This window comes from Diaminobutyricimonas sp. LJ205 (assembly GCF_009755725.1).
Classification (GTDB): domain Bacteria; phylum Actinomycetota; class Actinomycetes; order Actinomycetales; family Microbacteriaceae; genus Ruicaihuangia.
The window spans coordinates 1,801,001-1,827,324 of the sequence record NZ_CP046619.1 but is presented as its reverse complement, the minus strand read 5'-3'; the positions used below and the strand labels follow the sequence as shown (position 1 = coordinate 1,827,324).

General features: G+C 66.4%; 27 protein-coding genes and 2 tRNA genes. 16 read left to right on the top strand and 13 right to left on the bottom strand.

The features are described 5' to 3' along the window. Positions 1-41 precede the first annotated feature (41 nt). The 5 genes from GO591_RS08775 to pepN all read right to left on the bottom strand — a co-directional run bounded on the left by GO591_RS08775 (position 42) and on the right by pepN (position 5,274). Positions 42-668 (bottom strand): hypothetical protein, encoded by a 627-nt coding sequence (locus GO591_RS08775; protein WP_157156472.1) that lies wholly within the window; start codon positions 666-668, stop codon positions 42-44. Then, a complete protein-coding gene (locus GO591_RS08770; protein WP_157156471.1) occupies positions 668-1,144 on the bottom strand; it encodes a MarR family winged helix-turn-helix transcriptional regulator in 477 nt (158 codons plus the stop codon). The genes GO591_RS08775 and GO591_RS08770 overlap by 1 nt, the downstream gene beginning before the upstream one ends. 37 nt (positions 1,145-1,181) lie before the next feature. After that, positions 1,182-1,631, bottom strand: coding sequence for a globin (locus tag GO591_RS08765; protein WP_157156470.1), 450 nt, complete (start codon positions 1,629-1,631; stop codon positions 1,182-1,184). Next, a complete protein-coding gene (locus tag GO591_RS08760; RefSeq protein WP_157156469.1) occupies positions 1,628-2,635 on the bottom strand; it encodes a mechanosensitive ion channel family protein in 1,008 nt (335 codons plus the stop codon). The genes GO591_RS08765 and GO591_RS08760 overlap by 4 nt, the downstream gene beginning before the upstream one ends. Before the next feature lie 92 nt (positions 2,636-2,727). Further along, positions 2,728-5,274, bottom strand: a complete 2,547-nt coding sequence (gene pepN, locus GO591_RS08755; protein ID WP_157156468.1) for an aminopeptidase N — start codon at positions 5,272-5,274, stop codon at positions 2,728-2,730. Positions 5,275-5,416: 142 nt separating this feature from the next. Here pepN and GO591_RS08750 point away from each other — a divergent pair, with 142 nt between their 5' ends. Continuing rightward, complete coding sequence (locus GO591_RS08750; RefSeq protein WP_157156467.1) at positions 5,417-6,040, top strand: mycothiol-dependent nitroreductase Rv2466c family protein; 624 nt, start codon at positions 5,417-5,419, stop codon at positions 6,038-6,040. Here the strand turns inward: GO591_RS08750 and GO591_RS08745 are convergent. Further along, positions 6,003-6,701: a hypothetical protein gene (locus GO591_RS08745; RefSeq protein ID WP_232466108.1), complete on the bottom strand. Its 699-nt coding sequence runs from the start codon at positions 6,699-6,701 to the stop codon at positions 6,003-6,005. The genes GO591_RS08750 and GO591_RS08745 overlap by 38 nt on opposite strands. Positions 6,702-6,790: 89 nt before the next feature. Here GO591_RS08745 and GO591_RS08740 point away from each other — a divergent pair, with 89 nt between their 5' ends. The 6 genes from GO591_RS08740 (at position 6,791) to GO591_RS08715 (ending at position 12,601) form a co-directional block, all read left to right on the top strand. Beyond that, positions 6,791-7,276, top strand: a complete 486-nt coding sequence (locus GO591_RS08740) for a ribose-5-phosphate isomerase (RefSeq protein ID WP_157156466.1) — start codon at positions 6,791-6,793, stop codon at positions 7,274-7,276. Between the two features lie 2 nt (positions 7,277-7,278). Continuing rightward, positions 7,279-8,220 (top strand): Fpg/Nei family DNA glycosylase, encoded by a 942-nt coding sequence (locus GO591_RS08735; RefSeq protein WP_157156465.1) that lies wholly within the window; start codon positions 7,279-7,281, stop codon positions 8,218-8,220. A gap of 12 nt (positions 8,221-8,232) precedes the next feature. After that, a complete protein-coding gene (locus tag GO591_RS08730) occupies positions 8,233-8,883 on the top strand; it encodes an FMN-binding negative transcriptional regulator (protein ID WP_157156464.1) in 651 nt (216 codons plus the stop codon). Beyond that, the gene (locus tag GO591_RS08725) at positions 8,855-10,333 is read left to right on the top strand and encodes an amidohydrolase (protein ID WP_157156463.1); all 1,479 of its coding nucleotides are present in this window, start codon (positions 8,855-8,857) and stop codon (positions 10,331-10,333) included. Before GO591_RS08730 ends, GO591_RS08725 begins: the two co-directional genes overlap by 29 nt. A 123-nt stretch (positions 10,334-10,456) precedes the next feature. Next, complete coding sequence (locus GO591_RS08720) at positions 10,457-11,806, top strand: sensor histidine kinase (protein ID WP_157156462.1); 1,350 nt, start codon at positions 10,457-10,459, stop codon at positions 11,804-11,806. A gap of 147 nt (positions 11,807-11,953) precedes the next feature. Further along, a complete protein-coding gene (locus GO591_RS08715; protein WP_157156461.1) occupies positions 11,954-12,601 on the top strand; it encodes a response regulator transcription factor in 648 nt (215 codons plus the stop codon). Between the two features lie 2 nt (positions 12,602-12,603). Here the strand turns inward: GO591_RS08715 and GO591_RS08710 are convergent, their stop codons facing one another. The 3 genes from GO591_RS08710 to GO591_RS08700 form a co-directional block, all read right to left on the bottom strand. After that, positions 12,604-12,777: a DUF2510 domain-containing protein gene (locus GO591_RS08710; protein ID WP_157156460.1), complete on the bottom strand. Its 174-nt coding sequence runs from the start codon at positions 12,775-12,777 to the stop codon at positions 12,604-12,606. A gap of 152 nt (positions 12,778-12,929) precedes the next feature. Next, positions 12,930-13,655, bottom strand: coding sequence for a class I SAM-dependent methyltransferase (locus tag GO591_RS08705; protein WP_157156459.1), 726 nt, complete (start codon positions 13,653-13,655; stop codon positions 12,930-12,932). A 57-nt stretch (positions 13,656-13,712) separates the two neighbouring features. Further along, positions 13,713-13,786 (bottom strand) — tRNA-Gly (locus GO591_RS08700). Between the two features lie 152 nt (positions 13,787-13,938). Here GO591_RS08700 and GO591_RS08695 point away from each other — a divergent pair. The 3 genes from GO591_RS08695 (at position 13,939) to GO591_RS08685 (ending at position 16,716) form a co-directional block, all read left to right on the top strand. After that, positions 13,939-14,016: transfer RNA gene (locus GO591_RS08695), tRNA-Pro, on the top strand. A gap of 34 nt (positions 14,017-14,050) precedes the next feature. Further along, entirely contained in the window at positions 14,051-15,403 is a 1,353-nt protein-coding gene (tig, locus tag GO591_RS08690) for a trigger factor (RefSeq protein ID WP_157156458.1), read from the top strand. A 101-nt stretch (positions 15,404-15,504) separates the two neighbouring features. Continuing rightward, positions 15,505-16,716 carry a trans-sulfuration enzyme family protein gene (locus GO591_RS08685; protein WP_157156457.1) on the top strand — a complete coding sequence of 404 codons (1,212 nt, stop codon included), beginning with the start codon at positions 15,505-15,507 and terminating at the stop codon, positions 16,714-16,716. 91 nt (positions 16,717-16,807) lie between these two features. On the opposite strand, the gene GO591_RS08680 is transcribed toward GO591_RS08685, so the two are convergent. Next, positions 16,808-17,629 carry a tetratricopeptide repeat protein gene (locus GO591_RS08680; RefSeq protein WP_157156456.1) on the bottom strand — a complete coding sequence of 274 codons (822 nt, stop codon included), beginning with the start codon at positions 17,627-17,629 and terminating at the stop codon, positions 16,808-16,810. Positions 17,630-17,891: 262 nt separating this feature from the next. On the opposite strand from GO591_RS08680, the gene GO591_RS08675 reads away from it, so the two are divergent. Both GO591_RS08675 and GO591_RS08670 read left to right on the top strand, forming a co-directional pair. Next, entirely contained in the window at positions 17,892-18,476 is a 585-nt protein-coding gene (locus tag GO591_RS08675; RefSeq protein WP_157156455.1) for an ATP-dependent Clp protease proteolytic subunit, read from the top strand. A 31-nt stretch (positions 18,477-18,507) separates the two neighbouring features. Continuing rightward, the gene (locus GO591_RS08670; RefSeq protein WP_157156454.1) at positions 18,508-19,170 is read left to right on the top strand and encodes an ATP-dependent Clp protease proteolytic subunit; all 663 of its coding nucleotides are present in this window, start codon (positions 18,508-18,510) and stop codon (positions 19,168-19,170) included. 116 nt (positions 19,171-19,286) lie between these two features. On the opposite strand, the gene GO591_RS08665 is transcribed toward GO591_RS08670, so the two are convergent. Genes GO591_RS08665 through GO591_RS08655 form a run of 3 tightly spaced genes read right to left on the bottom strand, consistent with a single transcriptional unit; the run spans position 19,287 to position 21,550 of the window. Beyond that, on the bottom strand, positions 19,287-20,252 hold the full coding sequence (locus tag GO591_RS08665) for a nucleoside hydrolase (protein ID WP_157156453.1): 966 nt from the start codon (positions 20,250-20,252) through the stop codon (positions 19,287-19,289). Between the two features lie 33 nt (positions 20,253-20,285). Continuing rightward, positions 20,286-20,906: a copper resistance CopC family protein gene (locus tag GO591_RS08660; RefSeq protein ID WP_157156452.1), complete on the bottom strand. Its 621-nt coding sequence runs from the start codon at positions 20,904-20,906 to the stop codon at positions 20,286-20,288. Positions 20,907-20,944: 38 nt separating this feature from the next. Further along, complete coding sequence (locus GO591_RS08655) at positions 20,945-21,550, bottom strand: hypothetical protein (RefSeq protein WP_157156451.1); 606 nt, start codon at positions 21,548-21,550, stop codon at positions 20,945-20,947. 125 nt (positions 21,551-21,675) lie between these two features. On the opposite strand from GO591_RS08655, the gene clpX reads away from it, so the two are divergent. The 4 genes from clpX to GO591_RS08635 all read left to right on the top strand — a co-directional run bounded on the left by clpX (position 21,676) and on the right by GO591_RS08635 (position 26,308). Then, positions 21,676-22,953, top strand: a complete 1,278-nt coding sequence (gene clpX / locus GO591_RS08650) for an ATP-dependent Clp protease ATP-binding subunit ClpX (RefSeq protein WP_157156450.1) — start codon at positions 21,676-21,678, stop codon at positions 22,951-22,953. A 210-nt stretch (positions 22,954-23,163) separates the two neighbouring features. Then, positions 23,164-24,354, top strand: a complete 1,191-nt coding sequence (locus GO591_RS08645; RefSeq protein WP_157156449.1) for a benzoate/H(+) symporter BenE family transporter — start codon at positions 23,164-23,166, stop codon at positions 24,352-24,354. A 33-nt stretch (positions 24,355-24,387) separates the two neighbouring features. Continuing rightward, positions 24,388-25,167, top strand: a complete 780-nt coding sequence (locus tag GO591_RS08640; protein ID WP_157156448.1) for a hypothetical protein — start codon at positions 24,388-24,390, stop codon at positions 25,165-25,167. Positions 25,168-25,213: 46 nt separating this feature from the next. Next, complete coding sequence (locus tag GO591_RS08635; protein WP_157156447.1) at positions 25,214-26,308, top strand: methyltransferase domain-containing protein; 1,095 nt, start codon at positions 25,214-25,216, stop codon at positions 26,306-26,308. Positions 26,309-26,324 lie beyond the last annotated feature (16 nt).

Below are 26,324 nucleotides of genomic sequence, written 5' to 3'. Positions count from 1 at the left end.
TCAGCCGCCCTGCTCAGACGTTCGAGCTCAGACGTTCGAGCTCAGACGTTCGAGCTCAGTCGGGCCCGGGCACTGCTCACAAGCGTGTCCGGGTCATCGGCGCGGAAGTGCGCCTCGGTGATCGTCGCCTCGCCCTTCGGCAGGGTGACGGTCACCGGGTGCCGCAGCCGGACATCCACGTTCGTCTCGCTCTGGATCGCGACGTGCAGCGCGGTGCCCGAGGCGGTGTCGGTCAGTTGGACGGTCTTCGACTCGGCGAGGCCGCTGCGCACCGAGTGGATGCTCTCGATATCGTCCCAGTCGATTCGGATGTCGAGACCGGCGCCGTGCCGGATATGCAGCGCCTGCTCGCTCACAGCGTGCGGGTTCGTGAGCATTGCGGCAAGAAACCCGATCATGAAGGTGACGCCCCAGATGCCGAGGATCAGCGCGATGATCCGCACGGTGGGCCACTGGTGCACGATGAGGTCCACGATCGGGATCTCAATCGCCGACAGCACGATGAAGATGATCATGATCGACAGGATCGGCTTGGTGTAGCCGAACGGCTGCGCACCCGTCGGGATGTTCGGCCGGCGGCTGATCAATCGCCAGAGACTGCGCCACACCCCGATCTCCAGGGTGATCGCGATCCGAGCGATCTTTGCCAGCCAGCGCAGCGCGGGCATCAGGGACGCACCGCAGTGTTCTGGTCGGTCGGGCTTGTTGCAGCGAGGGTCTTGAGGCGGTCGAGCACCGCGTCGAGTCCGGCGCTGAACGCGTTGAACTCCGGCAGGTCCCGAAACAGGGCGTCGGCGAGCTCGCGCTGTTCGCCCTCCATGCGCTCGATGACAGCCGTTCCGTGTTCGGTGAAGGTGACGAGCGTCGCCCGCCGGTCGCTCGGGTGCGGTTCGCGGGTGACGAACCCGGTGTCGACGAGTCCGTCCACCAGACCGGTGACGTTGCGTGACGTCACCTTGAGTGCCGACGCGAGCGCGTGCTGAGTCGACGGCCCCAATTGGCGGAGCACCCAGAGCAGGTGCGTGCGGGAGCCGGTCAACCCGTCCTGGGCGAGACCACGAGTCATGTCCTCGCTCAGGAACACGGTGAGTTCAAGGACGCGGTCGAGCGCGCGGATATACGGGTCGGTCACTTCGGCAGGCATATCGCGAGCATACTACATTACGTAGTCACTTCACGATTCACTCGTCGAAGGTGTTCACCATCGCGCCCGCGGCCCGCTCGAGGTACGCCCACAGGGTTTCCTCGTGCAGGGGACTGAGCCCGAGCGAGTCGACCGCTTCGCGCATGTGGTGCAGCCAGCGGTCGCGCGCGGCCGGATTCACCTTGAACGGGTTGTGCCGCATCCGCAGTCTCGGGTGGCCGCGCTCCTCGCTATAGGTGGCGGGGCCGCCCCAGTACTGCACCAGGAATCCGGTGAGCCGATGGATGGCACCATCGAGGTCGTCCGCAGGATACATCGGCCAGAGGATGTCGTCCTGCTGGACGCCCTCGTAGAAGCGGCGGACGAGTTTCTCGAACACCGGGCGACCGCCGACCTGCTCATAGAAGCTGCCCGGCGCGGCATCCCCGCTCTCGCTCAGGCGCAGGGTCAGGTTCGAGCGAATCCCGCTGGTCTGATCGTCGGTCATCGATTACTGCCTGCCTCGTTGGGGTTTGATTTCGGGCCGCTCACTTCGAGCGGGGCGGTCTTCGGGGGGCGAGAGCCGCGCACGCTGGCGGCGCCTTCGGCGCCGCTGAGCACGATGCTGTTGAGCGCGGGCAACCGCACGCCGATGTCATCCAGGGCGCGCTTCAACCGGCCGCGCAGTTCACGCGCGACGTCGTCCTTGCTCGAGGTGCGGGTCTTGACGACCAGGCGAACCACGATGGCCTCGGCGGAGACCGATTCGATACCCCAGATTTCGGGCTTCTCGAGGATGCGGCTACGCCACTTCGTTGACGTGGACATGTCGACCGCGGTGGAGAGGATGTGCTCCTGCACGGCTTCGACATCGGTGTCGTAGGGCACCGCGAGGTCGATGATCACGCGTGCCCAGCCCTGCGACATGTTGCCGACCCGCAGGATCTCACCGTTCCGGACGAACCAGAGCGTGCCGTTCACGTCGCGCACCTGGGTGATGCGGACGCCGACCGCCTCGACCACACCGGTGGCAGGTCCGAGGTCGACCACGTCGCCGATGCCGAGCTGGTCCTCGGCAACCATGAACAGGCCGTTCAGCACGTCCTTCACGATGTTCTGGGCGCCGAAGCCGAGGCCGGCACCGACGGCGGCGCTGATCACCGCGAAGGCGCCGGTGGCGTTCGGCAGCAGGATCGAGATCAGGGCGAGCGCGGTGATGATCACGATGGCCGCCGTGGCGACGTTGTTCATCACGCTGCCGAGCGCGCGGGTACGTTGCACGACGCGCACCGCCGCCAATGGCGAGGCCTGCAGCGCCTGAGTGTCTTCGACGTTCTGCTTCTTCTTCACGCCGGAGACCACGCGGCTCACGACCCGATCGATGGCGAAGTGCAGGATGCGGCGGACGATGATCGCCCCCACGATGATGAAGATGACCGTCAGCGGGATCTCCCACGTCTGCCAGAACGCGCTGACTCCAGCCCAGAAGGCCGCCCAATCGAATCCATCCATAACCCGGACAGTCTACGTTTCGGTCGCTCACCGTTAGTCGAGCCTGCCGAGACCCCTGTGGGGATCTCGACAGGCTCGATCAGCGGAGACTGCTACCGGGCGTCGCGTGCCTGGGCGGCCAGAGCGCGCTCCACCCCGGCGAGGTTTTCCACGACCAGTCGGCGGAGTGCCGGTGTGTCGGGGTTCGCTGCCAGCCATGCCCGGGTGCGCTCGACCAGTTCCAGGTTCGCCAGCCCGGTCGGGTACAGCCCCACGATCACGGTCTCGGCGATGTGGTAGCTGCGGTTCTCCCAGATCGTGGTGAGTGAGTCGAAGTACCGGTCCAGCACTGCCGTAAGCGGACTCGGGTCGTTCACATGCTGGAAGCCCAGTGTGGTGTTCCGCACGATCGCGTTCGGCAGTGAATCATCATCGACGAGCGAGGCGAACGCGGCGAGCTTCGCCTCCGCGGTCGGGAAGGTCGCCCGTGCCCGGGCGGCCGCCTGCTGGCCGTTGGCGGTGTTGTCGTTCTGCAGTTCCGCCGCGATGTCAGCCTCGGTGGCCGCATTGTTGAGCACGAGGCCCTCGAGCAGTTCCCAGCTGAGGTCGGTGTCGATCTCCAGTCCTTCGAGCGTGATCGTGCCGCTCTTCAGACCGCGCAGGGTGGCGACGTGTTCGCCGGTGGAGGCGAGGTTCGCGAAGAACTTGACGAACTGGAACTGCGCATCCGAACCCGGCTCGGCCAGTTGCGCGAGATCCCACAGCGTGGATCCGATGAACTCGATGGCCGCCGCCTGCTCCGAGGGCTCGACGTACAGCCGCGCCGTCGTCGCGAGCTGGCTGAGGGTCGTGCGGATGGTGGTCGATTCGGTCTCAGTTGCGATGTTGCCGAGGACGAGCCGGATGTAGTCGGTCGGGCTGGTCTCGGCGTCGCGCGTCGAGTCCCACACCGAGCCCCAGACCAGGGCCCTGGCCAGCGGGTTCTTGATGTCGCGCAGATGTGCGATCGCCGACTGCAGCGACGCGTGATCGAGGCGGATCTTCGCGTAGGCCAGGTCGTCATCGTTGATCAGCACGAGCGCCGGTCGCGGACGGCCGACGAGCTCTGGGACATCCGTCCGCTCGCCGTCCACATCCAATTCGATGCGGTCATCGCGCACCAGCTTGCCGTCGCGCAGGTTGTAGAAGCCGATCGCCAGCCGGTGCGGGCGGATGGTGGGGTAATCCTCTGCAGCCGACTGCAGCACCGCGAAGCTTTCGATGATGCCTTCGCTATTGACCTCGAGCTCGGGGCGCAGCGTGTTCACGCCGGCGGTCTCCAGCCATACCTTCGACCAGCCGCTCAGCTCGCGGCCGCTGGTGACCTCGAGCTCGGCGAGCAGGTCGGCCAGCGTCGTGTTGCCGAACTGGTGCTTCTTGAAGTAGGCGGCCACCCCGGCGAAGAAGGCGTCCTCACCGACCCAGGCGACCAGCTGCTTGAGCACGGATCCGCCCTTGGCATAGGTGATGCCATCGAAGTTGACCTGGACGTCTTCGAGGTCGTTGATGGTCGCGACCACGGGGTGCGTCGACGGCAGCTGGTCCTGCCGGTATGCCCAGCTCTTCTCCATCGCCTGGAACGTGGTCCACGCTTCGGTCCACTCGGTGGCCTCGGCGGTCGCGATCGTGGACGCCCACTCGGCGAAGGACTCGTTCAGCCACAGGTCGTTCCACCACTTCATGGTGACCAAGTCGCCGAACCACATGTGCGCGAGCTCATGCAGGATCGTGACGACGCGGCGTTCCTTGATCGCGTCGGTGACCTTGCTGCGGAACACATAGGTCTCGGTGAAGGTGACCGCTCCCGCGTTCTCCATCGCACCGGCGTTGAACTCGGGCACGAACAGCTGGTCGTACTTCTCGAACGGGTACGCGTAGTCGAACTTCTGCTCGAAGTACTCGAAGCCCTGACGGGTCTTCTCGAAGACGTAGTCGGCATCCATGTACTGCGAGAGGGATGCGCGGCAGAAGACGCCGAGCGGAATGGTGCGCCCATCGCTGCTGGTGAGTTCACTGCGCACCACGTCGTACGGGCCGGCGACCAGCGCGGTGATGTACGAGGAGATGCGCGGCGTGGGGGAGAAGCGCCAAATGGCGTTGTCGGTTCCGTCGATCGGCTGCGGCTCGGGAGTGGGCGAGTTGCTGACCACCTGCCAGCGTGCCGGTGCGGTCACCGTGAAGGTGAAGGACGCCTTGAGGTCAGGCTGTTCGAAGACAGCGAACATGCGGCGTGAGTCGGGGACCTCGAACTGCGAGTACAGGTACACCTCGTTGTCGACCGGATCGACGAAGCGGTGGAGTCCTTCTCCCGAGTTCGTGTACTCGGCGTCGGCGACCACCTCGAGGACGTTGGATTCCTGGAGGTTGTCCAGTTGGATGCGCACGCCGTCGGCGACCGTGCTCGGGTCCAGCTGCTCTCCGTTGAGCGTGACCGAGTGCACGGTGCGGGTGAAGGCGTCGATGAAGGTGGACGCGCCCGGTGTCGCGGTGAAGGTGACCACGGTGGTCGAGAGGAAGGTCTCCTCACCGGTCGTGAGGTCGAGGGTCACGTCGTAGCTGGCGACGTCGACGAGCGCCTTGCGCTCTTCGGCCTCGGCGCGTGTGAGGTTCTCTCCTGGCACAGGTTCTCCCTGGGGTTCGTTGTCAGTGCTGGCGCTTCGGCGCGCCGACCGACACCAAACCTAGCGCCCGAAGGCCCGCGAGCCACGTAGACCACCCGTGCGGAGGTTACAAACGCTCAGATAAGTCAGATGTAATGGCTGGATGAGCTCTTCCACCGTTGCCTCACCGACCACCGTTGACTTCTGGTTCGACCCCTCCTGCCCGTGGGCGTGGATGGCCAGCCGCTGGGTGGACGAGGTCTCCGAAAAGCGCGACCTCGACGTCACCTGGCGCATCATGAGCCTCGCGGTGCTGAACGAGGACAAGGACGTCTCAGACGACTATCGCGCCTTCCTGCCCCGCGCCCTGCGCTACGCGCGCTTGGTCGCGTCGCTCGGCGAGGTGGTCGGCCCCGAAATCATCAAGCCGCTCTACGACGCCCTCGGCAGCCGCATCCATCCCGGAGGCCAGAAGGACGCCGACGAGGTGATCGCCGGCGCGCTTGCCGATCTCCAGCTGGATGCCGGGTTCGCCAGGTACGCCGACAGCGACGAGCACGACGCTGCCCTGCGGGCCAGTCACGCTGACGGCATCAGCCGGGTCGGACAGGACGTCGGGACGCCGGTGATCGCCGTGAATGACGTCGCCTTCTTCGGACCAGTCATCTCGCCTGCGCCGACCGGCGAGATGGCGTTGACCCTCTGGGACGGTGTCGTCGCCGCGGCGAGCTACGACGGCTTCTTCGAACTCAAGCGGTCTCGAACGCGCGGGCCTCAGTTCGACTGACCGGCGGGCTGGCCGGCTCGGCGTGCTCGGCACGCACGAATCGAGTCGCAGTCTCAATCGCGTCATTCAGCAGGGTCACCAAACGGTCATCGGCGTTGGAGACGCAGGCCGTCGCAACGCCGTCGACACCACTCTGAATGATGGTGTGACTGTGCCGTGAGGTCATGTCCGTCGGCATGTGCCGCAGGTTTGCGCTGACGAATGCGCGCGCCCACCGCTCGGCGGCCGGTGCTGCGGCAAAAGCTGCCTTCAGCAGCGCATCGCTGTCGATCACATCGGTGCCGCCCATCCGCTCCAGCGAGGCCTGCGCGACGATTGCGCCGACAGCAAGCGACCGCTGCCGCTCCTCGAACGCGATCGGGATCGCGGCGGCCGCGGATTGGATGGCGAGCACCACGTCAAGCCGACGGTCATCGCTGGTGAGGCCGATGACGGACGGGATCAGGGTGACGAGACGGCCACGCGCGGCGTCGCCGGTGCAGTCGTTCACCATCCGAGCCAAGTGTGCGAGTCCGGGGTGCGTGCACTTCGGGTGGTCGCTCCAGCGCTCGCCAGCAAGATATGACGCGAACTCCATGAAGCAGGCGCCCTTTTTAGGATTCCGATGCCGTCCAGGTGACAGGATGGGCAGGATATCCAGCGGTGCCGACGATGCAGCCATGACGTGCCTCCTTGAACGACGTGACCTAACATCTACTGTCCTCCCGATGGGCGCGAAACTCAACGGGTAGCGACTTCTAGACTGGGTCGATGCGCATCCATATCGCCACCGATCACGCCGGTCTCGAGTTCAGCCGGGATCTGCAGGAGCACCTGACCCGTGAGGGCCACGAGGTCATCGACCACGGTCCGACCAGTTTTGACCCGCTCGATGACTACCCGTCGTTCTGCATCAATGCGGCGCGAGCCGTCGTCGCCGACCAGCGGGCCGGGGTGCAGGCTCTCGGCGTCGTATTCGGCGGATCCGGCAACGGTGAGCAGATTGCTGCGAACAAGGTGGACGGTGCCCGTGCCGCGCTGGTCTGGAACCTTGACACTGCCAAGCTCGCGCGCGAGCACAATGACGCCAACGTGATTTCGATCGGTGCCCGCCAGCACTCGATCGATGAGGCCGTGTTGTTCATCGACGCATTCATCGCCACGCCGTTCCCCGGCGACGAGCGTCACGCGCGACGGATCGCGCAGCTCGCCGAGTACGAGACGACCGGCGCCATCGCAGGCCGCAGTATCGTCTGACCATGCCTGAGGGTCACTCCGTCCACCGCATCGCTCGGCAGTTCGCGCTGCATTTCGTGGGACATCCGGTCGCCTCATCCAGCCCGCAGGGTCGATTCGCAGCCGGTGCGAAGCAGCTCGATGGGCGGGTGATGACCGAGGCGCGCGCGATCGGCAAGCAGATGTTCCTCGGGTTCGAGGGCGGACTCTGGTTGCGCGTGCACCTCGGCCTCTACGGCGCCTGGGACTTCGCAGGGGACGTCACCGTCGATGCGACGGTGCCGGCTGACACCGTCGTCGACGCCGACGGTGAGAACTCGTTGCACTCCATCGGTGCGCCGCGGCGCACCCGGCTGCGGATGTCGGAGCAGGAGAAGCAGCAGGACGACATCGAGTCGTTCCCTCCTGAGCCGGTCGGCCAGGTGCGGGTGCGCCTGCTGACGGATGTCTCCTGCGCCGATCTGCGCGGCCCGACCGCGTGCGAGGTGCTCGACGCCGCCGAGGTGGATGCCGTGATCGCACGACTCGGCCCGGATCCGCTCGTCGACGACGCGGAGGTCGCCGAGGAACGGTTCGTGAGCAGCGTGCGCAAGAAGTCGACGCCGATCGGCCTGCTGCTGATGGACCAGTCGGTCGTCAGCGGGATCGGCAACATCTATCGCGCCGAGCTGCTGTTCCGTGCCCGCCTCGACCCGCACACTCCCGGCCGCAACGTGCCCCAGGATGTCGCCCGCGAACTGTGGCGGGACTGGACGCGCTTGCTGACCATCGGCGTGCACGTCGGCCAGATGATGACCATGGACGACCTGGAGGAAGACGCCTACCGTGCCGCGCTGGCGAACCGGGCCGACCGCCACTGGGTCTACCTGCGTGAGGGCTTGCCCTGCCGCGTCTGCGGCACCAACATCGCCATGGAGATGGCCGCCGGCCGCAAGCTCTACTGGTGCCCGAGCTGTCAGCGCTGACGGGAGAAACGGATGCGACAGAACCCCAGCTTCACCCTCGCCGGTGAGGACGGCATCAAGCGTCTGATCCGCGAGAACCCGTTCGCCACGATCGTCAGCAACACCGACGCGGGCGGGCTGGTGGCATCCCACTACCCGGTGATCCTCGACGAGGAGGCCGAGGGCATCGTGCTGCTCAGCCACGTCGGCAAGCCCGATGACCTCATCCATGAACTCGGGTCGCACGAATTGCTGGTCATCGTGCAGGGCTCGCACGGGTATATCTCGCCCGGCTGGTACGGCGACGGCCCAGCGGTGCCGACCTGGAACTTCAGCGCGGCGCACCTGACTGGCACGCCGGAGATCCTCAGCGCCGAGGAGAACCTGAAGGTTCTCGATCGGCTTGTCGAGCACTTCGAGCACGTCATGCCGCATCCGCGGCTGATGAATGGCACGCCAGAGAATGCGGCCTATGCCGAGAAAATCTCCGCAGGAACAGTAGGCTTCCGGCTGCGTGTTCAGCGCTTCGTCGCCAAGGACAAGATGAGTCAGAACAAGCCGGCCGACACGGTTGTCGAGATCATCCACGGCCTCGAATCCGACGAGCACTATGCCAATCCGGCACTCGTGAACCAGATGCGGAGGGTCCACCCGAATGCTGCTTCGAAACGCCCGTCTCGGTGACCGGGCCGTCGATATCCGGATCGAGGGCGGCCGGACCGCCGAGATCGGCCGGCGGGATGACGACCGGCTGATCGGCGACCGGAGTAACGAGGACACGGCGGACCTGGAGCTTGATCTCGACGGGCGCCCGGTGATCCCCGGACTCTGGGACGAGCACGTGCACTTCTCCCAGTGGGCGATGTCGCTGCGGCGCGTGGATGTGCAGCACGCCGACTCGCCCGAAGCCGCAGCGGCCATCGTCGCCGATGCCGTCGCGGCAAACCCCCCGGCGCCGGGCTCCGTCGTCGTGGGAACCGGCTTCCGGCCCGGGCTCTGGTCCCGGCAGCCCACCTTCGCGGTGCTGGACGCCATCGTCGGCGTGGTGGCCGCGAATGTGCCGGTGGTGCTGATCAGCGGCGACGTGCACAGCGTCTGGCTGAACTCGGCGGCCCTGTCGGTGCACGGCTTCGCCGGGCACCCGACCGGAGTCCTGGTCGAGGACGATTGCTGGGCGGTGCTCAAGGCGCTCGACGACGTGCCGGCCGACGTGCTGGATGCCTGGCTCACGGATGCCGCATCCGCAGCCGCCGCCCGTGGAATCGTCGGCATCACCGACCTCGAATTCAGCTTGAACCTCGACCACTGGCAGCGGCGAATGGCGGCCGGGTTCGACACCCTGCGCGTGGACGCCGGGTTCTACACCGAGCACCTCGACGAGGTCATCGGGCGGGGCCTGAAGTCCGGGCAGCGGTTGAACGACCTGCTCACCGTCGGTCCGTACAAGATCATCAGCGACGGTTCGTTGAACACCCGTACCGCGTTCTGCGTCGACCCGTACCCCGGGCTCACCGAGCACCCGCACGGCATGCTGAATGTGCCGAGCGACGAACTGCGGCAGCTCATGTCCCGGGCCACCGACGCCGGTTTGCGGATGGCCGTGCACGCCATCGGCGACGAAGCCAACCGGCTCGCCCTCGACGCGTTCGAGGCGATCGGCTGCGGTGGACGCATCGAACACGCCCAGCTGCTGCGGGCCGAGGACCTCGCCCGGTTCGCCGCGCTCGGTGTCGAGGCCAGCGTGCAGCCGGAGCACGCCATGGACGACCGTGATGTCGCCGACCACTACTGGGCCGGTCGCACCGACCGCGCCTTCGTGCTGCGTTCGCTCATCGACGCGGGCGCGCGGGTTCGGCTGGGATCGGATGCCCCGGTCGCTCCACTCGATCCGTGGGTGTCCATCGCGGCCGCTGTCGGCCGGACCCGTGACGGTCGCGAACCGTGGCATGCGGAACAGGCCATCACGGTGGACCAGGCGATCGAGGCATCCGTCCGCTCCGCCGTCGCTGTCGGTGAGGTAGCCGACCTCGTCGTGCTCGACGCCGACCCGCACACGGTGTCAGCGACCGAGTTGCGGAGCATGCCCGTGGCAGCCACGGTGCTCGCCGGACGGTTCACCTTCAACACGCTCTGACGTGGCGTTCGGGGGTTAACCCCACGGTGCATTCGTGAGGGGGCCGGATGCCCTCGGGTACCCGCCATCGGAAATGCTGGAGATCAACTGGCGAAAGCCCCGCACAACCGAGAGAAGAGAACCATGACCACCGAGACTGTGAGCGCAACGTCGGTCGGCGACCGAACCGGGTACGGCGCGCTCTGGCGCGCGGTTCCGCGGGAGCTGGGGTTCCTACTGCCTCTGCTGCCGATCGCGGTGGTCGCATTCTCGGTAACGATCACCGTGTTCGCGCTCGGTGCTGGCCTGATCGTCACCTTCATCGGGATCTTCGTCCTCGCCGCGGCGCTCTATGTGGCGCGTGCGTTCGGCACGCTCGAACTGGTCAGGTTGCGGGCGGCTGGGATGCCTGAGGTCACCCGTCCCCAGTTCAAGACGTCGCAGGGAGGCCGGCTTGCCCGGGCGTTCGTGCCATTGGCTGACGGTCACTACTGGCTCTACCTGCTGCACACGGTCGTGGTCGGCTTCATCATCTCGATCCTGACCTGGTCGCTCACGGTCACCTGGGTTGCTGCAGCGCTCGGTGGGCTCACGTTCTGGTTCTGGGACCGATTCATTCCGGAGGGCAATCAGGACATCTACATCTCCGAGGTGGTCGTCGAGTTCCTCTTCCCAGGAGTCGACGTTGCCGATGGACGATCGGGTGATGCGGTTCTGAACCTGATCATCGGCGTCGTGTTCGCGTTCACCCTGCCATTCGTGATGCGCGGGCTGGTCAACCTGCACCACCACTTCGCGCGCGGGATGCTTGGCGCCTGGCGCTCTGAGGCGCTCGAGCGACAGGTGGTCGACCTCAGCGAGTCGCGAGGCGCGGCGATCTCCGCCGAGGGACACTCGCTTCGTCGTTTGGAGCGAGACATCCACGATGGTCCGCAGCAGCGGCTGGTGCGCCTGCAGATGGACCTCGCCTCCGCGGAGCGTGCGCTCGAGAAGGATCCGGAGAACGCACGGACACTGATTGCCGAGGCCACCGAACAGTCGAGCGCCGCCCTGGACGAGCTCCGCGCGCTGTCGCGCGGGTTCGCACCGCCGATCCTGATGGACCGAGGGCTTGCTGCCGCGCTTCAGTCGATGGCCGCGCGCAACGCCGTGCCGGTGAAGTTCGCGAACGCCATCGACGAGGGAGTGCAGCTGCCGCAGGAGATCGAGCGCAACGCCTACTTCATCGCGAGTGAGCTGGTGACGAACGCGACGAAGCACTCCGGGGCATCCGAGATCGGCCTGCAGCTGGCGCTGCGTCGGGTGCCGGAGGGCGACAACTGGTGGCTCGATGTGACGGTGGCCGACTCGGGTCGTGGCGGTGCGGTGGCCAAGGCGGGTCACGGTCTTGCGGGCATCGAGGAGCGGTTGCGCGGGCTCGGCGGCACGTTCGAGTTCACCAGTCCAGTGGGCGGCCCGACCGTGGTGACCGCGCACCTTCCGGTCACGTACTGACGTGCCCCGCTGATCGAGCCATCCCGCTGATCGAGCGATCCCGCTGATCGAGCGATCCCGCTGATCGAGCGATCCCGCTGATCGACCTTGCCGAGATCTCCGCAGGTTCGATCAGCGTGGGGATTCCTCGACCAATAGGGTTGGGTGGTGAGTGCTCTTCGTGTCGTGGTTGCCGATGATTCAGTCCTGTTGCGTGAGGGCCTCGTCCGGCTGCTCGGCGAGGCGGAACTCGATGTTGTCGGCGCATTCGGCGACGGCGAGGAGCTGCTGGCCAGCCTGGCTGACCTGAAACCGGACCTCGCCGTGCTGGACGTGCGGATGCCGCCGACCTTCCGAGACGAGGGCGTGCGTGCCGCGATCCGGGCCCGCGAGCTGCAGCCGACGCTTGGCATCCTGCTGCTGTCGCAGTACGTCGAGGTCGCCTACGCGAGTGAGCTGCTGGCGTCGGGCAGCGGGGGAGTCGGTTACCTGCTGAAGGACCGCGTGGCGAGCCTCGACGAGTTGAAAGACGCGATCGAGCGCATTGCTGCCGGGGGAACGGTGCTGGACCCGGAAGTGGTTTCGCAGTTGCTCGGTCGACGGCATGACCCGCTGGAGCATCTCACCGCTCGCGAGCGTGAGGTGATCACGCTGATGGCGGAAGGCCGGACCAACGCGGCGATCGCCTCGACCCTGTTCATCGGTACCGGGGCGGTCGAGAAGAACGTGACGTCGATCTTTCAGAAGCTTGGCCTTGAGGATTCCGGCACCGACCATCGGCGGGTGCTGGCCGTCCTGGCCTGGCTGCAGCGCTAGATCTAGGCGATCCGGCGGCGGGTGCGCCAGTCGATCGCGCCGGGAGCGAGCTGGATCTCCGGCCGGCGCTGTTCGACGCGGTCGGTCCAACCGTCGCCGTTCCACCAACGAAGAAGTGTCGTGCCAAGCGGGTCGGGGTACCAGCCGGCGGGGGCAGAGGGCACTGCAGTAGTCATCTTTGGCTCCTGGGTGAGGGCCGGCTCCGTTGGGCTAGGGGTCCCAGGGCGGAGTATTCGGGCGGGGTACTGCGAGAGTAAAGCCGAATCACCCTCGGAAGCAATAGCGACACGCCCTCAACAGGGGCGCATTTGCGGGGTGCTGCGCGCGGCTATTCCTTGCGCGCTTGGAACACCATGATCGGATCGGACTGCTTCAGAGGAGTCTTCGCCCATCCTCCCCAGACGGCTTCGACTATGAACCCAGCTATTACCAGGTCGGCCTCGATTGCGGCTCGATCACGGAACACCAGGGCCAGCTCTTCAATCACATGCTCGCCAGTATTTTCGAACACGTTGTGCGCCGTCAGGTTGACGACACCGTCTGGGTGCAGGTCGGACACTTCCATCCACTCCTGCAAAGGTCCAAGCGGTGTCTGGCGAGTGCTGACCGGCTCGGCGCGCCATTCCTCCCACGCCAGAACGGCGGGATTGCGACTCTCGAATGCGAGCACCCCGCCGGTTCGCAACGCGCGGTGAACGTTGGCGAGAGTGGCAGCCCAGGTGTTGTTGTCGATGTGCTGGGCGACGTTCCCGGTCATGACCGCGTAGTCGGCGTCGCGGATGTCAATGGCGCTTGCGTCGCCCTCCAGCCACCGCACCCGACCGGCTTGAGGACGACTTCTCGCGTAATCCAGCATGCGGCGGGACGGGTCGGTGCCGAGCACCGAGCGACCTGGCCCTGCGAGGGTCACCGTGAGGAGGCCGGTTCCGCAGCCGATGTCGATGATGCTTTGTGCATCCAGTTGAGCGGCGAGCTCCCGGTAGAAGTCGTGGTCCGGACCATCCGGATTGTCGAAGTCGTAAAGCTCGACGAGTCTGGGGTCGTAGTCAGCCATCGTGCGGCAGCCTAACGAGTGACGCCGACCAGCGTGGCCTCTTGAAGAACATCCTCTTGGAGGGGATGACGGGAATCGAACCCGCGTCATTAGTTTGGAAGACTAAGGCTTTACCATTAAGCTACATCCCCGCAAACAGCCGGCCTGAGCCGGTTGCGCGAAGCAAGCCTAATACATCCCACGGATGTCCCTGACAAACGCGCTGGTGAACTCGGCTAGACTTGCCGAGGCCAATTCTCGGGTGACCCAGGTCTCTCGTTCGGTTGGTCACCGAACGCACCGCCGGGGCGTAGCTCAGCTTGGCTAGAGCGCCCGCTTTGGGAGCGGGAGGCCGCAGGTTCGAATCCTGTCGCCCCGACCACACCCACAAAAAAAGGACTACAGGAGAACCTCCATTGGTAACCACCACGGTTGAAAAGCTCAACCCCACCCGCGCGAAGCTCACCATTTCCGTCTCGCCTGACGAGCTGAAGCCGAGCATCGACCACGCCTACAAGCACATCGCGGAGCAGGTCACCGTTCCCGGTTTCCGCAAGGGCAAGGTGCCCGCGCCGATCATCGACCAGCGGGTTGGGCGCGAAGAGGTGCTGAACCACGCTGTCAGCGAGGGACTCGACAAGTTCTACCGTGACGCGGTCAAGGCCGAGGAGATCCGTACGCTCGGTCGTCCCGAGGCGGATGTCGCCGAGTGGCCGAGCGTCGCCGACTTCAGCGGCGACCTCGTGATCACCGTCGAGGTCGACGTGCGCCCCGATTTCGAGCTGCCCAACTACGAGGAGCTCGAGCTCAAGGTCGACTCGGTCGATGTGTCCGACGAGGACATCGACGGCGAGCTGGAGAACCTGCGCGCTCGCTTCGGCACCCTGATCTCGGTCGACCGTCCGGCGAAGTCGGGCGACTTCGCCCAGCTCGACCTGGTCGCCACCATCAACGGTGTCGAGGTCGACACGGCGAACGGCATCAGCTACGAGATCGGCTCGGGAGAACTCATCGACGGCATCGATGAGGCACTCGACTCGCTGACCGCTGGTGAGAGCACCACCTTCGAGTCGAAGCTGGTCGGTGGCGACCACGCCGGCGAGACCGCTGAGATCGCAGTTACGCTGACCTCGGTCAAGGAGCGCGAGCTTCCCGAGGCCGACGACGACTTCGCTCAGATCGCCAGCCAGTTCGACACCATCGACGAGCTGAAGGCCGACCTCAAGGAGCAGCTCGCCAAGTCGAAGACCTTCGGCCAGGTGTCGCAGGCGCGTGACCAGATCGTCGACAAGCTCCTCGAGCTCGTCGAGATCCCGGTCCCCGCGAAGCTCGTTGAGGACGAGGTGCACCGTCACCTCGAGCAGGAGAACCGCCTCGAGGACGACGAGCACCGTGCCGAGGTCACTGAGTCCAGCGAGAAGACCTTCCGCTCGCAGATCCTGCTCGACGCGATCGCCGAGAAGGAAGAGGTCAAGGTCGGCCAGGACGAGCTGACCCAGTACCTCATCCAGGGCGCTGCGCAGTACGGCATGGAGCCCGGCGAGTTCATCCAGATCCTCGACCAGAACGGCCAGATCCAGGCCATGGTCGGCGAGGTTGCGCGCTCCAAGGTGCTCGCGGTCGTTCTCGGCAAGGCGAAGGTCGTTGACGACAAGGGCCAGGCCGTGGATGTCTCGGACTTCACCGCCACCGCGGGAGAGACCCCCGACGACGTCATCGACACCGACGACGAGGCTGAGGTCGACGAGCACGCCGGTCACAACCACTGAGTAGTCCAGAACGAAGGGCCCGGAGCATCCGCTCCGGGCCCTTCGTCGTTGCCGAAGAACTTCACGAGTGGGATCCGGGGCGGGCTCGCTAGGGTGCAAGAGTGAGCGACAGCATCCGCCCAGACAAGCACGACCCGTCGACTCTCGGGCCGAACTCGCAGGCCGTCCATGCCGGCAATGCGATCGATCCCGGCAGCGGGGCGGTGCGCACGCCAATCGTGATGGCCAACTCGTATGCCCTGCCCGAGGACCCCTCCGGAATCAGCTGGTCGACGTCGGAACACAACATCTATACCCGGAACGGTGCGGTCAACCAGAAGGCGCTGCAGCAGAAACTCGCGCTCCTCGAAAACGGCGAGGATGCTGTCGTGCTGGCGAGCGGCGTCGCTGCCCTGCATGCGGTGTTCTTCAGCGTGCTGCGGACCGGAGACCATGTCGTCCTCGCGGACCAAACTTACGAGGCCTCCTTCCGCCTGTTCACCGAATTGTTGCCGCAGAAATACGGCATCGAGGCCACCCTGGTCGACACGTCAGACCTCGACGCGGTGCGGGCAGCGATTCGCCCGACGACCAGGCTGATCCACACGGAGACCATCGCGAACCCGACGACTCGGCTTGCGGACATCCCCGCAATCGCGGATATCGCGCACGACGCGGGCGCGCGGCTCTCGGTCGACTCGACGTTCACCCCGCCACCGCTCAGCCGTCCGCTCGATGCGGGCGCCGACTTGGTTGTGCACTCGCTGACCAAGTACATCAACGGCCACGGCGACGCGATGGGTGGCGCGGTGATCGGTTCAGCCGAGCTGATCGGCACCATCAAAGCCGATGCCATGGTGGATGTCGGGGGAGTGATCAGCCCCTTCAACGCGTGGCTGATCATGCGCGGCTCGGTGACCTTGCCGCTTCGGCTGCGGCAGCATGTAGAGACCGCCCAGAAGGTCGCCGAGTTCCTCGAGGCCGATCCGCGGGTCGCGTACGTGCTGTACCCGGGGCTGGCGTCGCATCCGCAGCATGACCTGGCCAGGCGGCTGCTGCCCAATGGGCCAGGGGCGATGATGGCGTTCGCGGTCGACGGCGATCCCGGACTGCAGAACCGGTTTGTGGCGAACCTGCGGGTGATCACCTCGGCAGTGTCGCTGGGGCACGACGAGACGCTGATCGTGCATGTCGGCACCAGCGGACCCCGCGTCGCCCACTACCCCGAGCCGATGCAGCGCCTCGGGCACCTGCGCCTGTCGATTGGACTGGAGGATGCCGGCGACCTGATCGCGGATCTGCGTGCGGCGCTCGACGTCACTTTCCCTGAATGATTCGCCTTCGCGGGTCGGCCGTCCACGGCTCGGGAGGAGATAGTCGGCTTGGGAGGACGCAATCCGCAGAAGTGTCCTCCCGAGCGGCCGATTACCGCCCGTCGAGTTCCCACAGCAAGAGGACGACGTGGAAGTCAGCGCCCAATGCGTGAGCGACTGCCTCGCGTAGGGCATGTGCCTCGGCGCGGTGGGCCTCCACCAGCGCGGCTTCACGCCAGCCGGTCTGTGGGTCCATGCACTGCTCGAACTGGGCGGCCCACGCCTTCAACCGCTCGATCAACTCGTCGCTCAGTGGCAGCGAGCCCGAGTCTGCGAGGCCCCCGTCATCCCACAGCGGCACTTCCGCGCCGTAGTCGTTCATCAGCCGAATCTGCCGTTTGGGCTGCTCGCTACTGGCCAACTCTGCGGCGTACGCGCGCACCGAGCGCTGGTACTGGGGAAGGTGCCCCGCCAGGGCATCCAGAGCGATCGCAGTGGCCGTGGCGGTCTCGCCTCGGCTGGCATAGCAGAGGGCGAGGAATGCGCGCGCGGCGTCGGCTAGCGGATGCTCCGGCTCGTCGCCGAACGACTCTTGCAGCAGCGCGATGGCTGCATCTGCGCGGCCGAGGTTGCGGAGGGTGCTCGCGAGTTGGATCACGGCCTGGCCGCGCAGTGGCTCCTCGAGCCCTGCCGCCAGCGCAGACTCGTACAGGGGCGCGGCGTCGGCCTCGCGGTCCGCGTAGTCTCGGGCGCTCGCCAGCTCGAACAGGGCGGCGGCGTCGGTGACCAGCGCTGCAGCGGCATCCGGCTCGGCGGAGTCGAGGCCCATCGCGGCCAGCACGATCGCGTCGATCCTTCGCAGCACCTCGGAATCGTCGAGTTCGTCGGCTGCAGCCCACACTGCGGCGACTTGTTCGGTCCAGGCATCCGTCATGCGGCCAGCCTATGGGCGTGCATCTCCGCGAAAGTGCGCTCTCGCGCACACCGCGGCGGCCATTCCGGCGAACGTGCCCCGTTGGGGCATTTGAGCCGGCGCGAGCAGGCACGGATGTCCCGAACGGGCACAGATGCCGAAGCGGCACCGAAGCGGCACCGCGGCGACGGCCCGACAGTCTGCCGACGGCGAACACGGCCGATCCCGCGCGCCCGTTCCACTAGATTCGAAATCAAGCGACAACTGAATGGGAGCTCGAACCATGGCCGAACCGGCTACGCCGAACAGTGTTTTCGATCGACTGCTGAAGGACCGCATCATCTGGCTCGGCTCTGAGGTGCGCGACGACAACGCCAACGAGATCGCGGCGAAGTTGCTGCTGCTCGCCGCCGAGGACCCGCAGAAGGACATCTACCTCTACATCAACTCGCCCGGTGGTTCGATCACCGCGGGCATGGCGATCTACGACACCATGCAGTTCGTGCCGAACGACATCGTCACGGTCGGCATCGGCATGGCCGCGTCGATGGGCCAGCTGCTGCTGACCGCCGGCACCAAGGGCAAGCGTTACATCACCCCGAACGCGCGTGTGCTGCTGCACCAGCCGCACGGTGGCTTCGGCGGTACCTCGTCGGACATTCAGACCCAGGCCGCGCTCATCCTCGACATGAAGAAGCGCCTCGCCGAGATCACTGCCGCGCAGACCGGCAAGTCCGTCGAGCAGATCAACCTCGACGGTGACCGTGACCGCTGGTTCAGCGCCCAGGAGGCGCTCGAGTACGGCTTTGTCGACCACATCCGCGAATCGGCCTCCGACGTCATCGGCGGCGGCGGTACCGAGCAGTAGCGGCGCTGGAATTCAGGAGAGAGAAACAGACATGGAAACCCCCAACTTCGGCGCCCTGAATGGCTCGATGATGCCCAGCTCGCGCTACATCCTGCCGAGCTTCGAAGAGCGCACCGCCTACGGCTACAAGCGTCAGGACCCCTACGCGAAGCTGTTCGAGGACCGCATCGTGTTCCTCGGCGTGCAGGTGGATGACGCCTCGGCTGACGACGTCATGGCCCAGCTGCTCGTGCTCGAGAGCCAGGACCCCGACCGCGACATCGTGATGTACATCAACTCGCCCGGTGGCTCGTTCACCGCGATGACCGCGATCTACGACACCATGCAGTACATCCGTCCCGAGATCCAGACCGTGGTGCTCGGCCAGGCTGCCTCCGCGGCCGCCGTGCTGCTCGCGGCTGGTACCCCGGGCAAGCGTCTCGCCCTGCCGAACGCCCGCGTGCTGATCCACCAGCCTTCGACCGGTGACGCCGGACGCGGCCAGGCCTCCGACATCGAGATCCAGGCCCGCGAGATCCAGCGCCTGCGCGAGTGGCTCGAGGAGACGCTGTCGAAGCACTCGAACCACACCGTCGAGCAGGTGTCGAAGGACATCGACCGCGACAAGATCCTGATCGCCGCCGAGGCGCTCGACTACGGGCTCATCGACCAGGTGCTCACCAGCCGCAAGAATCTCCCGACGCTCGTCAAGTAGCGAACGGATCAGTGAGGCCCGCCGGGAAACCGGCGGGCCTCACTGCGTTTGCCTCAGGTGGTCGAGCTTGCCTAGACCGGGTCTCGGCAGGCTCGACCACCGGATGAGGTCGCGTTCTAGTAGCTGGTGAGCCGGTCAAGCAGGCGCGGCACGAATCGTTCCCCGAGCTCGAGCACCACGCGGGAGCCGCCGTCCACGTCGCGGTCATAGCCACGAAACCGGTCGCGCAGGTCGCAGATCGTCTGACCCCGACCCGGACCGTCGGTGGTGTCGACCAGCACGTCGATCACCGGCGCAAGCGTCGGCCGGATGTCGCCAACGGCGATCGCCGCGGCAAGCACATCGTGGCAGGCAGCCACCCGGCGCCCGTACCGGTCGGCGTAGAAGTCCATGTAGACATCCATCATCTGCGCGGCGAGTTCGCCGACTGTCCCGGTCGCGGCGAGCAGTTGCTGCCACTCCGGCTGCTCGATGACATCGAGCATCGTGACATCCAGCGGAACCAGGGTCACCGGCCACGGCGCCCGCAGCACACGGGCGGCAGCTACCGGGTCATGGATGATGTTCGCCTCGGCAGCTGCGGTCGCATTGCCTGGCACCATCGCGGCGCCGCCCATGATGGTGACGGATGCCACCAGCTCGGGTAACTCGGGATCGAGTTCCAGCGCGTGTGCCAGGTTGGTGCAGACGCCGGTGACGATCAGGTGCAGCCTGCCTGCGTGCTCGTGTGCGAGCCGCACGATGAGCTCGGGCGCGGTCTCGTCGACCGGCGCATTCGGGGAGGGTGGCAGCGTGACGTCCCCGATGCCGTTACGGCCGTGGATCCGGTTCTGCCCGCGATCGACGAGCTCGCCTCCGGCGACCGAGAGTTCCGAGCCGACCGCGACGGGGATGTCATCGCGGCCGACCCGGTGCAGCAGGCGGAGGGTGTTGTCGGCGGCCTGTGCTGCGGTGACATTGCCGAAGGTGATGGTCACCGCAGCCAGGTCGATGGACCGATCGCCCAGCAGGTAGAGCAGGGCGACCGCGTCATCGATGCCGGTGTCGCAGTCGAGCAGGTAGACGGGCTTTCCCTCGGTCATCCCGCCAGTATTCCTGCTCCTGGGCAGTCCGCGTCAGTCGTTGGCGGCGCGGCGGCGGACGACTCCATAGCTGATCCCGGCAGCCAACAGGACGACGACTATTCCGCCGATCACCCACGGCAGCGCGCCGGAGTCCGCGGCATCCGACCCGCTGTTGGCGACGTCGTCGCTGTCAGCCGTCGGAGCAGCCGTTTGCTCGTCATCAGCGCCGGGGGCGGCTGACCCTCCGTCGGCGCCACAAACGGGCGCCTCAGTCGATCCGACAGCTTCTTCGGTCGGCGCGCTCGGTGCCCACTCGAAGGTGGACGTGCCACTCGTAGGGTGGCTGTCAGCGGAGATGAACTGCCAGGTGATCGTGTAGGTGCCGGGCGCACCGAGGGTCACGGGCGTGGACATGTCGGCGCTGTCGATGGTCACGCAGCCATCGCCGTAGTAGAGACCCGCGGCATCCTGGACAAGCAGGCCAAATCCGCCGTCGCCGGCGGCGGTGAAGAACGGGTCGCTCGCGGTCACTGAGAACTCTGAAGGGAGGGTGGTGACCGTGGCTCCGTCAGCCGGGTCAGGCGTCGCCGAGCTGTGGGCGCTGGCCGACATGGGGGCAGCGAAGATGAGGGCGGCAGCGGCGGCAGCCGCGAGGATGGATCGGTGTTTCATGGTGGTGTCCTTAACGGTTAATCGAAAGCGGAATCTGATCAGTGCCCGAGGGCTACCGGAGGTCCGCGTTCGATCGAGCCGGAAAGGAATTGCGTGATCGTGGGGCGCCAACTGAGGGCTGCCACGACAAGCCGGGGGAGTGCGCTGACAGGACGGGCCAACAATGCGCAGGCTCGGCGGAGGGGATCGATCAGCATCGCAGCGAGCTGGATCAACCGCGCGAATACCTGGAGTCCGTGACGGATCAGCGCGTAGCTGGCAATCGCCGCCATGAGGTGCATGAGCGTCATGTCGGCTGGCACCGGGGCATCCGCTGCTCCGCCGATGAAGGCGTACGAGTTGTGGTGGCTGCCGTGAGTCTCCACAATCCGGGCGGTTCCGGTCGCTGACCCGAACAGGGTGAACAGGCCGTGGAAGATCAGCTGTGCCGTGACGACGGTGACAGCGAGGCGAACCCGCCCAAGCGGCCGGCCCGCAAGAAGCATGCCGGCGAGGCCTCCGAACAGGATCGCGAAGCCGAGCGCGATCGCGGCGGGGAACCCACCGCCGGCCACGCCGTGGGCGGTCGCGGCGACGATCGTCGAAACGCCCGTTGCACCGAAACCGCGCGCAACCCGCAACCAGCGAGACACGGAGATTGGCACACCTCAACGATACCTTCGCCATGTCCGCCGACAGCGGACATGCCGCACGGCGTCACGTGCGCGCGCGTGTCGCCGGATCGGGTTAGGCTCAAAGAACGAGCACGGTGAAAGAGGGAGGCCGCGCAATGGCACGTATCGGCGAGAGCGCCGACCTGCTGAAGTGTTCTTTCTGCGGAAAGAGCCAGAAGCAGGTGCAGCAGCTTATTGCGGGGCCCGGCGTGTACATCTGCGACGAGTGCGTCGAGTTGTGCAACGAGATCATTGAGGAACGACTCGCAGAATCGGGCGAAGAGGCCCAGAGCGAGTTCGACCTGCCGAAGCCGAAAGAGATCTACTCCTTCCTCGAGGAATACGTCATCGGCCAGGTGGCGGCCAAGAAAGCCCTTTCGGTCGCCGTCTACAACCACTACAAGCGCATCCGCGCGGGCAACCAGCTGCACCCCGCCGACGTGCATGCCGACGACATCGAGATCGCGAAAAGCAACATCCTGCTCATCGGCCCGACCGGATGCGGCAAGACCTACCTCGCCCAGACGCTCGCGAAGCGCCTCAACGTGCCGTTCGCCGTCGCGGACGCCACCGCGCTCACCGAGGCCGGCTACGTCGGCGAGGATGTCGAGAACATCCTGCTGAAGCTGATCCAGGCCGCCGACTACGACGTCAAGCGCGCCGAGACCGGCATCATCTACATCGATGAGGTCGACAAGATCGCCCGCAAGGCCGAGAACCCGTCGATCACTCGTGACGTCTCGGGTGAGGGTGTACAGCAGGCGCTGCTGAAGATCCTCGAGGGCACGGTCGCTTCGGTTCCGCCGCAGGGCGGGCGGAAGCATCCGCACCAGGAATTCATCCAGATCGACACCACGAACGTGCTGTTCATCGTCGCCGGAGCGTTCGCGGGACTTGAGGACATCATCTCCTCGCGTGCAGGCAAGAAGGGCATCGGCTTCGGTGCGCCCCTGCACAGCAAGGGCGACAACGTGAACTACTTCAGCGAAGTGCTTCCGGAAGACCTGCACAAGTTCGGTCTGATCCCGGAATTCATCGGTCGTCTGCCGGTGGTCACCACGGTCACCCCACTCGACCAGGCCGCGCTCATGCAGATCCTCACCGTGCCGAAGAACGCCCTGGTGCGTCAGTACCAGCGCATGTTCGAACTCGACGGCGTCGAACTCGAGTTCGAGACCGACGCGCTTGAAGCGATCGCCGACCTCGCGGTGCTGCGTCAGACCGGTGCCCGAGGGCTGCGCGCCATCCTCGAAGAGGTGCTCGGCCCGATCATGTTCGAGGTGCCGTCCTCGAGCGAGGTAGCCCGTGTGGTCGTCACGCGTGACGCGGTCGAGAACAACGCCGCGCCGACGATCGTGCCCCACAAGCCGCGTCGCCAGGAGAAGTCGGCCTAAGCGATCTGCCGCAACCAGTCGTCGAGCAGTTCATTGAACAGCTCGGGGAACTGCAGCGAGACGCCATGCCCGGCACCTTCGAGGATCCGAAGTTCGCTGCCGTCCGACCGCAGCGAGGCTGTCCCGGGCGTCCTTTGAGGCGGCGACCAACGCCGCGGTAGTCGCGCCCCTACGCTGGAGTCTCCGCACACGCACAGGGGGGTGTCATAGATGGTGCAGCCGATCGTCGCTGGGATCATCGGCGCCATTGCCGGGTTCGCCAGCTCGTTCGCGATCGTGATCGCCGGGCTGCGCGCGGTGGGCGCCTCCGAAGAGCAGGCGGCGAGCGGCCTGCTGATCCTCTGCCTGGCGTCGGCGGTGATCGCGATGCTCTACTCGTGGCGGTTCCGGATGCCTCTGTCCTTCGCCTGGTCCACGCCGGGCGCCGCGCTGCTGATCGCCGCGAACACGGTGACCGACGACTTCTCGGCCGCGGTAGGCGCGTTCATCGTCTGTGGCGTGCTGATCGTGCTCACCGGTCTCTGGCCTGCGCTCGGGCGAGCGATGACCGGCATCCCGAAACCCATCGCCGGTGCGATGCTCGCCGGCATCCTCTTTCCGATGTGCCTCGCTCCGGTGACGGCGTCGATCGAACTTCCGGCGCTCGCGCTGCCGATCGTCATCGTCTGGCTGGTGCTGTACCGACTGGCGCCGCGGTGGGCGGTCCCGGCCGCGATGCTGGTGACGGCGCTTGTCGTCGGGGTCGCGACCGGCACCGACTGGCTCACCGGTGCCGCTGCGCAGGTGCCGCGCATCGAGTGGGTCTCGCCGAGTTTCGACCCGCTGGTGATCGTGAGCCTCGGTGTTCCGCTCTACATCGTCACGATGGCCGGCCAGAATGTGCCAGGGTTCGCGGTCCTCACCACCTTCGGATACCCGCCGCCGCCTGCCGTCCCGATTCTCGTCGGCACGGGAGCGCTGTCGGTTGCCGGGGCATTCGGCGGCTCCCACGCCGTGAACCTGGCGGCACTGTCCGCGGCGATGATGGCCGGTCCGGATGCGCATGCCGATCCGGGCCGCAGGTGGATCGCCTCGTTCAGCGCGGGAGCCACCTACGTGCTTCTCGGTCTCACCGCGAGCGTCTCCACCGCCCTGGTCGCGGCCGCGCCGCCCGTGCTGATCACCGCGGTCGCCGGCCTCGCCCTGTTCGGTGCGTTCATCACCGGGATTGTCACCGCGTTCGAGCAGCCCGATCGCCGTTTGGTTGCGGCGGTCACTTTCCTCGTCGTCGCCTCCGGAGTCGTGATCGCCGGAATCGGCAGCGCGTTCTGGGGTCTGGTGGCAGGCGGCGCGGTCATGCTGTGGCTGCACAGCCCCGGCCGACGCGTTTCTCGTGGTTCCGGAATTACTGAGGACCGCTAGCGTTGACTCTGCAGGACCCCCGAAGGAGCATCCATGACTGACCCGACACTAGCCCCGCCCGCCGTGCCGTCGTCTCTGCGCGGGGCACGCCGGATCGCGATCATTGTGACCATTGCCTCGCTCGTCGTCACCGCAGCGATCGGGATCATTGCGCTGCTGTCCGGGGACTTCGGTGACACTCAATGGCGCATCCTGGCCACCACGTCGCTGGTTGCAGGCTCCAGCATCCTGCTGCTCTGCCATTTGGCCGTCGTCGGTCGCGCGGTGCGTGTGGTCGGATTCACCGGAATCACGATCACCGCGATCGCCCTGGCGCTGGCACTCATTCTCATCTGGACGCCTTACACCGGCGACACCGACCTGACCGGGGTATGGCGTTGGCTAGGGGTGACCTGGGTGATCGCGGTCAGCCTCGCACACGCCAACCTGCTGCTCCTGCTGAGCACCCGACGTCGAGCCCCGATCCGCTGGGGACTCTGGCTCACGCTCGTTGCGATCACCGTCGTCGCGGCAATGATTGTGCTGCCGATACTGACCGACGGAGACGTGCCGGGCGAGCAGGGCGAGACGTACTGGCGGGTATTCGGGGTCGTCGCCATTCTCGACGTGCTCGGCACGATCGCCATCCCGGTGCTGAGCCTCTTCCTGCGCGATGAGCAGCCCGAACCGCAGCCCGAGCCGGTGGGCATGAGCATCGAACTCTCGCCGGAACTCGCCGCCCGCCTGATCCTCGCCTCCGGCTACCGTCGAATCCACCCCGAGATCTACGGGCGCCAGCTGATCGAACAGGGCCTGCCTCCGATCGAGGAGTGAACAAAGGGGATTGTCGCCCGGCAGAGCGCGGTGTTGACTCGGCGGCATGACAGCCGCAGACTACGAAACCCGCCGCGACGCTCTCGTGGACCGGATCGTCGACTCCTACACCGCCGGCTCGGAACTCTTCACGATTGAGCTCGGCCGACGGCTTGGTTTGTATCGCACGCTCCACAAGCGTGGTCCGCTGAGCCCGCGCGGTCTCGCCGAGGCAGCCGGTATCGCCGAGCGGTACGCCCGCGAATGGCTCGAGCAGCAGGCGGCTGCGGGATTCGTCGACGTCGATGATGAGGCGACGGATGCCGCGGCTCGCCAGTATCGGCTGCCAGACGCGCACATCCCTGTGCTCGTCCACGAAACCGATCCGAGCTTCACTCTCGGCATGCCCGCGCTCTTCGCAGGATCAGTCGAACCGTTCGCCGCGGTCATTGCCGCATTCCGATCCGGTGCCGGGGTGCCCTACGACCGGTATGGGCCGCACCTGCGCTGGGGGATCGCCGCGATGAACCGTCCAGGTTTCGAGCACGACCTTGCCCACTGGGTGGCGGCGGTCGACGGAGTGGCCGAATGGCTGGCACACGGCGGCACGGTACTCGACGCAGGCTGTGGCGAGGGCTGGTCCACCATCGCGCTGGCGAAGGCATTTCCCGCGGCTCGGGTTCACGGGGTGGATCTGGACGCCGCGTCGATCGAGACGGCAACCGCGAATGCCGAGGCGGCCGGTGTTGGTGACCGGGTGAGGTTCACGCTGGCGAACGCGGCAGGCGGTACCCCCGGCGGAACCCCGGCGGGTGGCTACGACTTCGCTTGCGTCTTCGAAGCGCTGCATGACATGGGTGATCCGGTGGCGGTGCTGCGCGGCATCCGTTCCACGCTGTCGGATGCCGGAGTCGTCCTCATCGGTGACGAGAAGGTGGCCGACGAGTTCACCGCCCCTGCCGACAAGCTCGACCGGATGCAGTACGCCGTCAGTGTGCTGCACTGCCTGCCGGCGACCATGGCCGAATCAACCGCGGTCGCGAACGGCACCGTGCTGCGGGCGCCGTCCGTGCGTCGCTGGGCCGCCGAGGCGGGATTCGGCAGCGTCGAGGTACTGCCCATCGAGCACGACTTCTGGCGGTTCTACGCCCTTCGCCCGTGACTGTTTCTTGCGGGGC

Excerpts from the sequence above, each read along its gene's own strand:
- GO591_RS08775 (WP_157156472.1), bottom strand. The coding sequence starts at position 668 with ATGCCCGCGCTGCGCTGGCTGGCAAAGATCGCTCGGATCGCGATCACC.
- GO591_RS08640 (WP_157156448.1), top strand. The coding sequence starts at position 24,388 with ATGACTGACCCGACACTAGCCCCGCCCGCCGTGCCGTCGTCTCTGCGC.
- GO591_RS08725 (WP_157156463.1), top strand. The coding sequence starts at position 8,855 with ATGCTGCTTCGAAACGCCCGTCTCGGTGACCGGGCCGTCGATATCCGG.
- GO591_RS08750 (WP_157156467.1), top strand. The coding sequence starts at position 5,417 with ATGAGCTCTTCCACCGTTGCCTCACCGACCACCGTTGACTTCTGGTTC.
- GO591_RS08720 (WP_157156462.1), top strand. The coding sequence starts at position 10,457 with ATGACCACCGAGACTGTGAGCGCAACGTCGGTCGGCGACCGAACCGGG.
- GO591_RS08675 (WP_157156455.1), top strand. The coding sequence starts at position 17,892 with ATGGCCGAACCGGCTACGCCGAACAGTGTTTTCGATCGACTGCTGAAG.
- GO591_RS08710 (WP_157156460.1), bottom strand. The coding sequence starts at position 12,777 with ATGACTACTGCAGTGCCCTCTGCCCCCGCCGGCTGGTACCCCGACCCG.
- GO591_RS08670 (WP_157156454.1), top strand. The coding sequence starts at position 18,508 with ATGGAAACCCCCAACTTCGGCGCCCTGAATGGCTCGATGATGCCCAGC.
- GO591_RS08665 (WP_157156453.1), bottom strand. The coding sequence starts at position 20,252 with ATGACCGAGGGAAAGCCCGTCTACCTGCTCGACTGCGACACCGGCATC.
- GO591_RS08705 (WP_157156459.1), bottom strand. The coding sequence starts at position 13,655 with ATGGCTGACTACGACCCCAGACTCGTCGAGCTTTACGACTTCGACAAT.
- GO591_RS08765 (WP_157156470.1), bottom strand. The coding sequence starts at position 1,631 with ATGACCGACGATCAGACCAGCGGGATTCGCTCGAACCTGACCCTGCGC.
- GO591_RS08770 (WP_157156471.1), bottom strand. The coding sequence starts at position 1,144 with ATGCCTGCCGAAGTGACCGACCCGTATATCCGCGCGCTCGACCGCGTC.
- GO591_RS08745 (WP_232466108.1), bottom strand. The coding sequence starts at position 6,701 with ATGGCTGCATCGTCGGCACCGCTGGATATCCTGCCCATCCTGTCACCT.
- clpX (WP_157156450.1), top strand. The coding sequence starts at position 21,676 with ATGGCACGTATCGGCGAGAGCGCCGACCTGCTGAAGTGTTCTTTCTGC.
- GO591_RS08635 (WP_157156447.1), top strand. The coding sequence starts at position 25,214 with ATGACAGCCGCAGACTACGAAACCCGCCGCGACGCTCTCGTGGACCGG.
- GO591_RS08735 (WP_157156465.1), top strand. The coding sequence starts at position 7,279 with ATGCCTGAGGGTCACTCCGTCCACCGCATCGCTCGGCAGTTCGCGCTG.
- GO591_RS08740 (WP_157156466.1), top strand. The coding sequence starts at position 6,791 with ATGCGCATCCATATCGCCACCGATCACGCCGGTCTCGAGTTCAGCCGG.
- GO591_RS08660 (WP_157156452.1), bottom strand. The coding sequence starts at position 20,906 with ATGAAACACCGATCCATCCTCGCGGCTGCCGCCGCTGCCGCCCTCATC.
- GO591_RS08730 (WP_157156464.1), top strand. The coding sequence starts at position 8,233 with ATGCGACAGAACCCCAGCTTCACCCTCGCCGGTGAGGACGGCATCAAG.
- GO591_RS08645 (WP_157156449.1), top strand. The coding sequence starts at position 23,164 with ATGGTGCAGCCGATCGTCGCTGGGATCATCGGCGCCATTGCCGGGTTC.
- GO591_RS08680 (WP_157156456.1), bottom strand. The coding sequence starts at position 17,629 with ATGACGGATGCCTGGACCGAACAAGTCGCCGCAGTGTGGGCTGCAGCC.
- GO591_RS08760 (WP_157156469.1), bottom strand. The coding sequence starts at position 2,635 with ATGGATGGATTCGATTGGGCGGCCTTCTGGGCTGGAGTCAGCGCGTTC.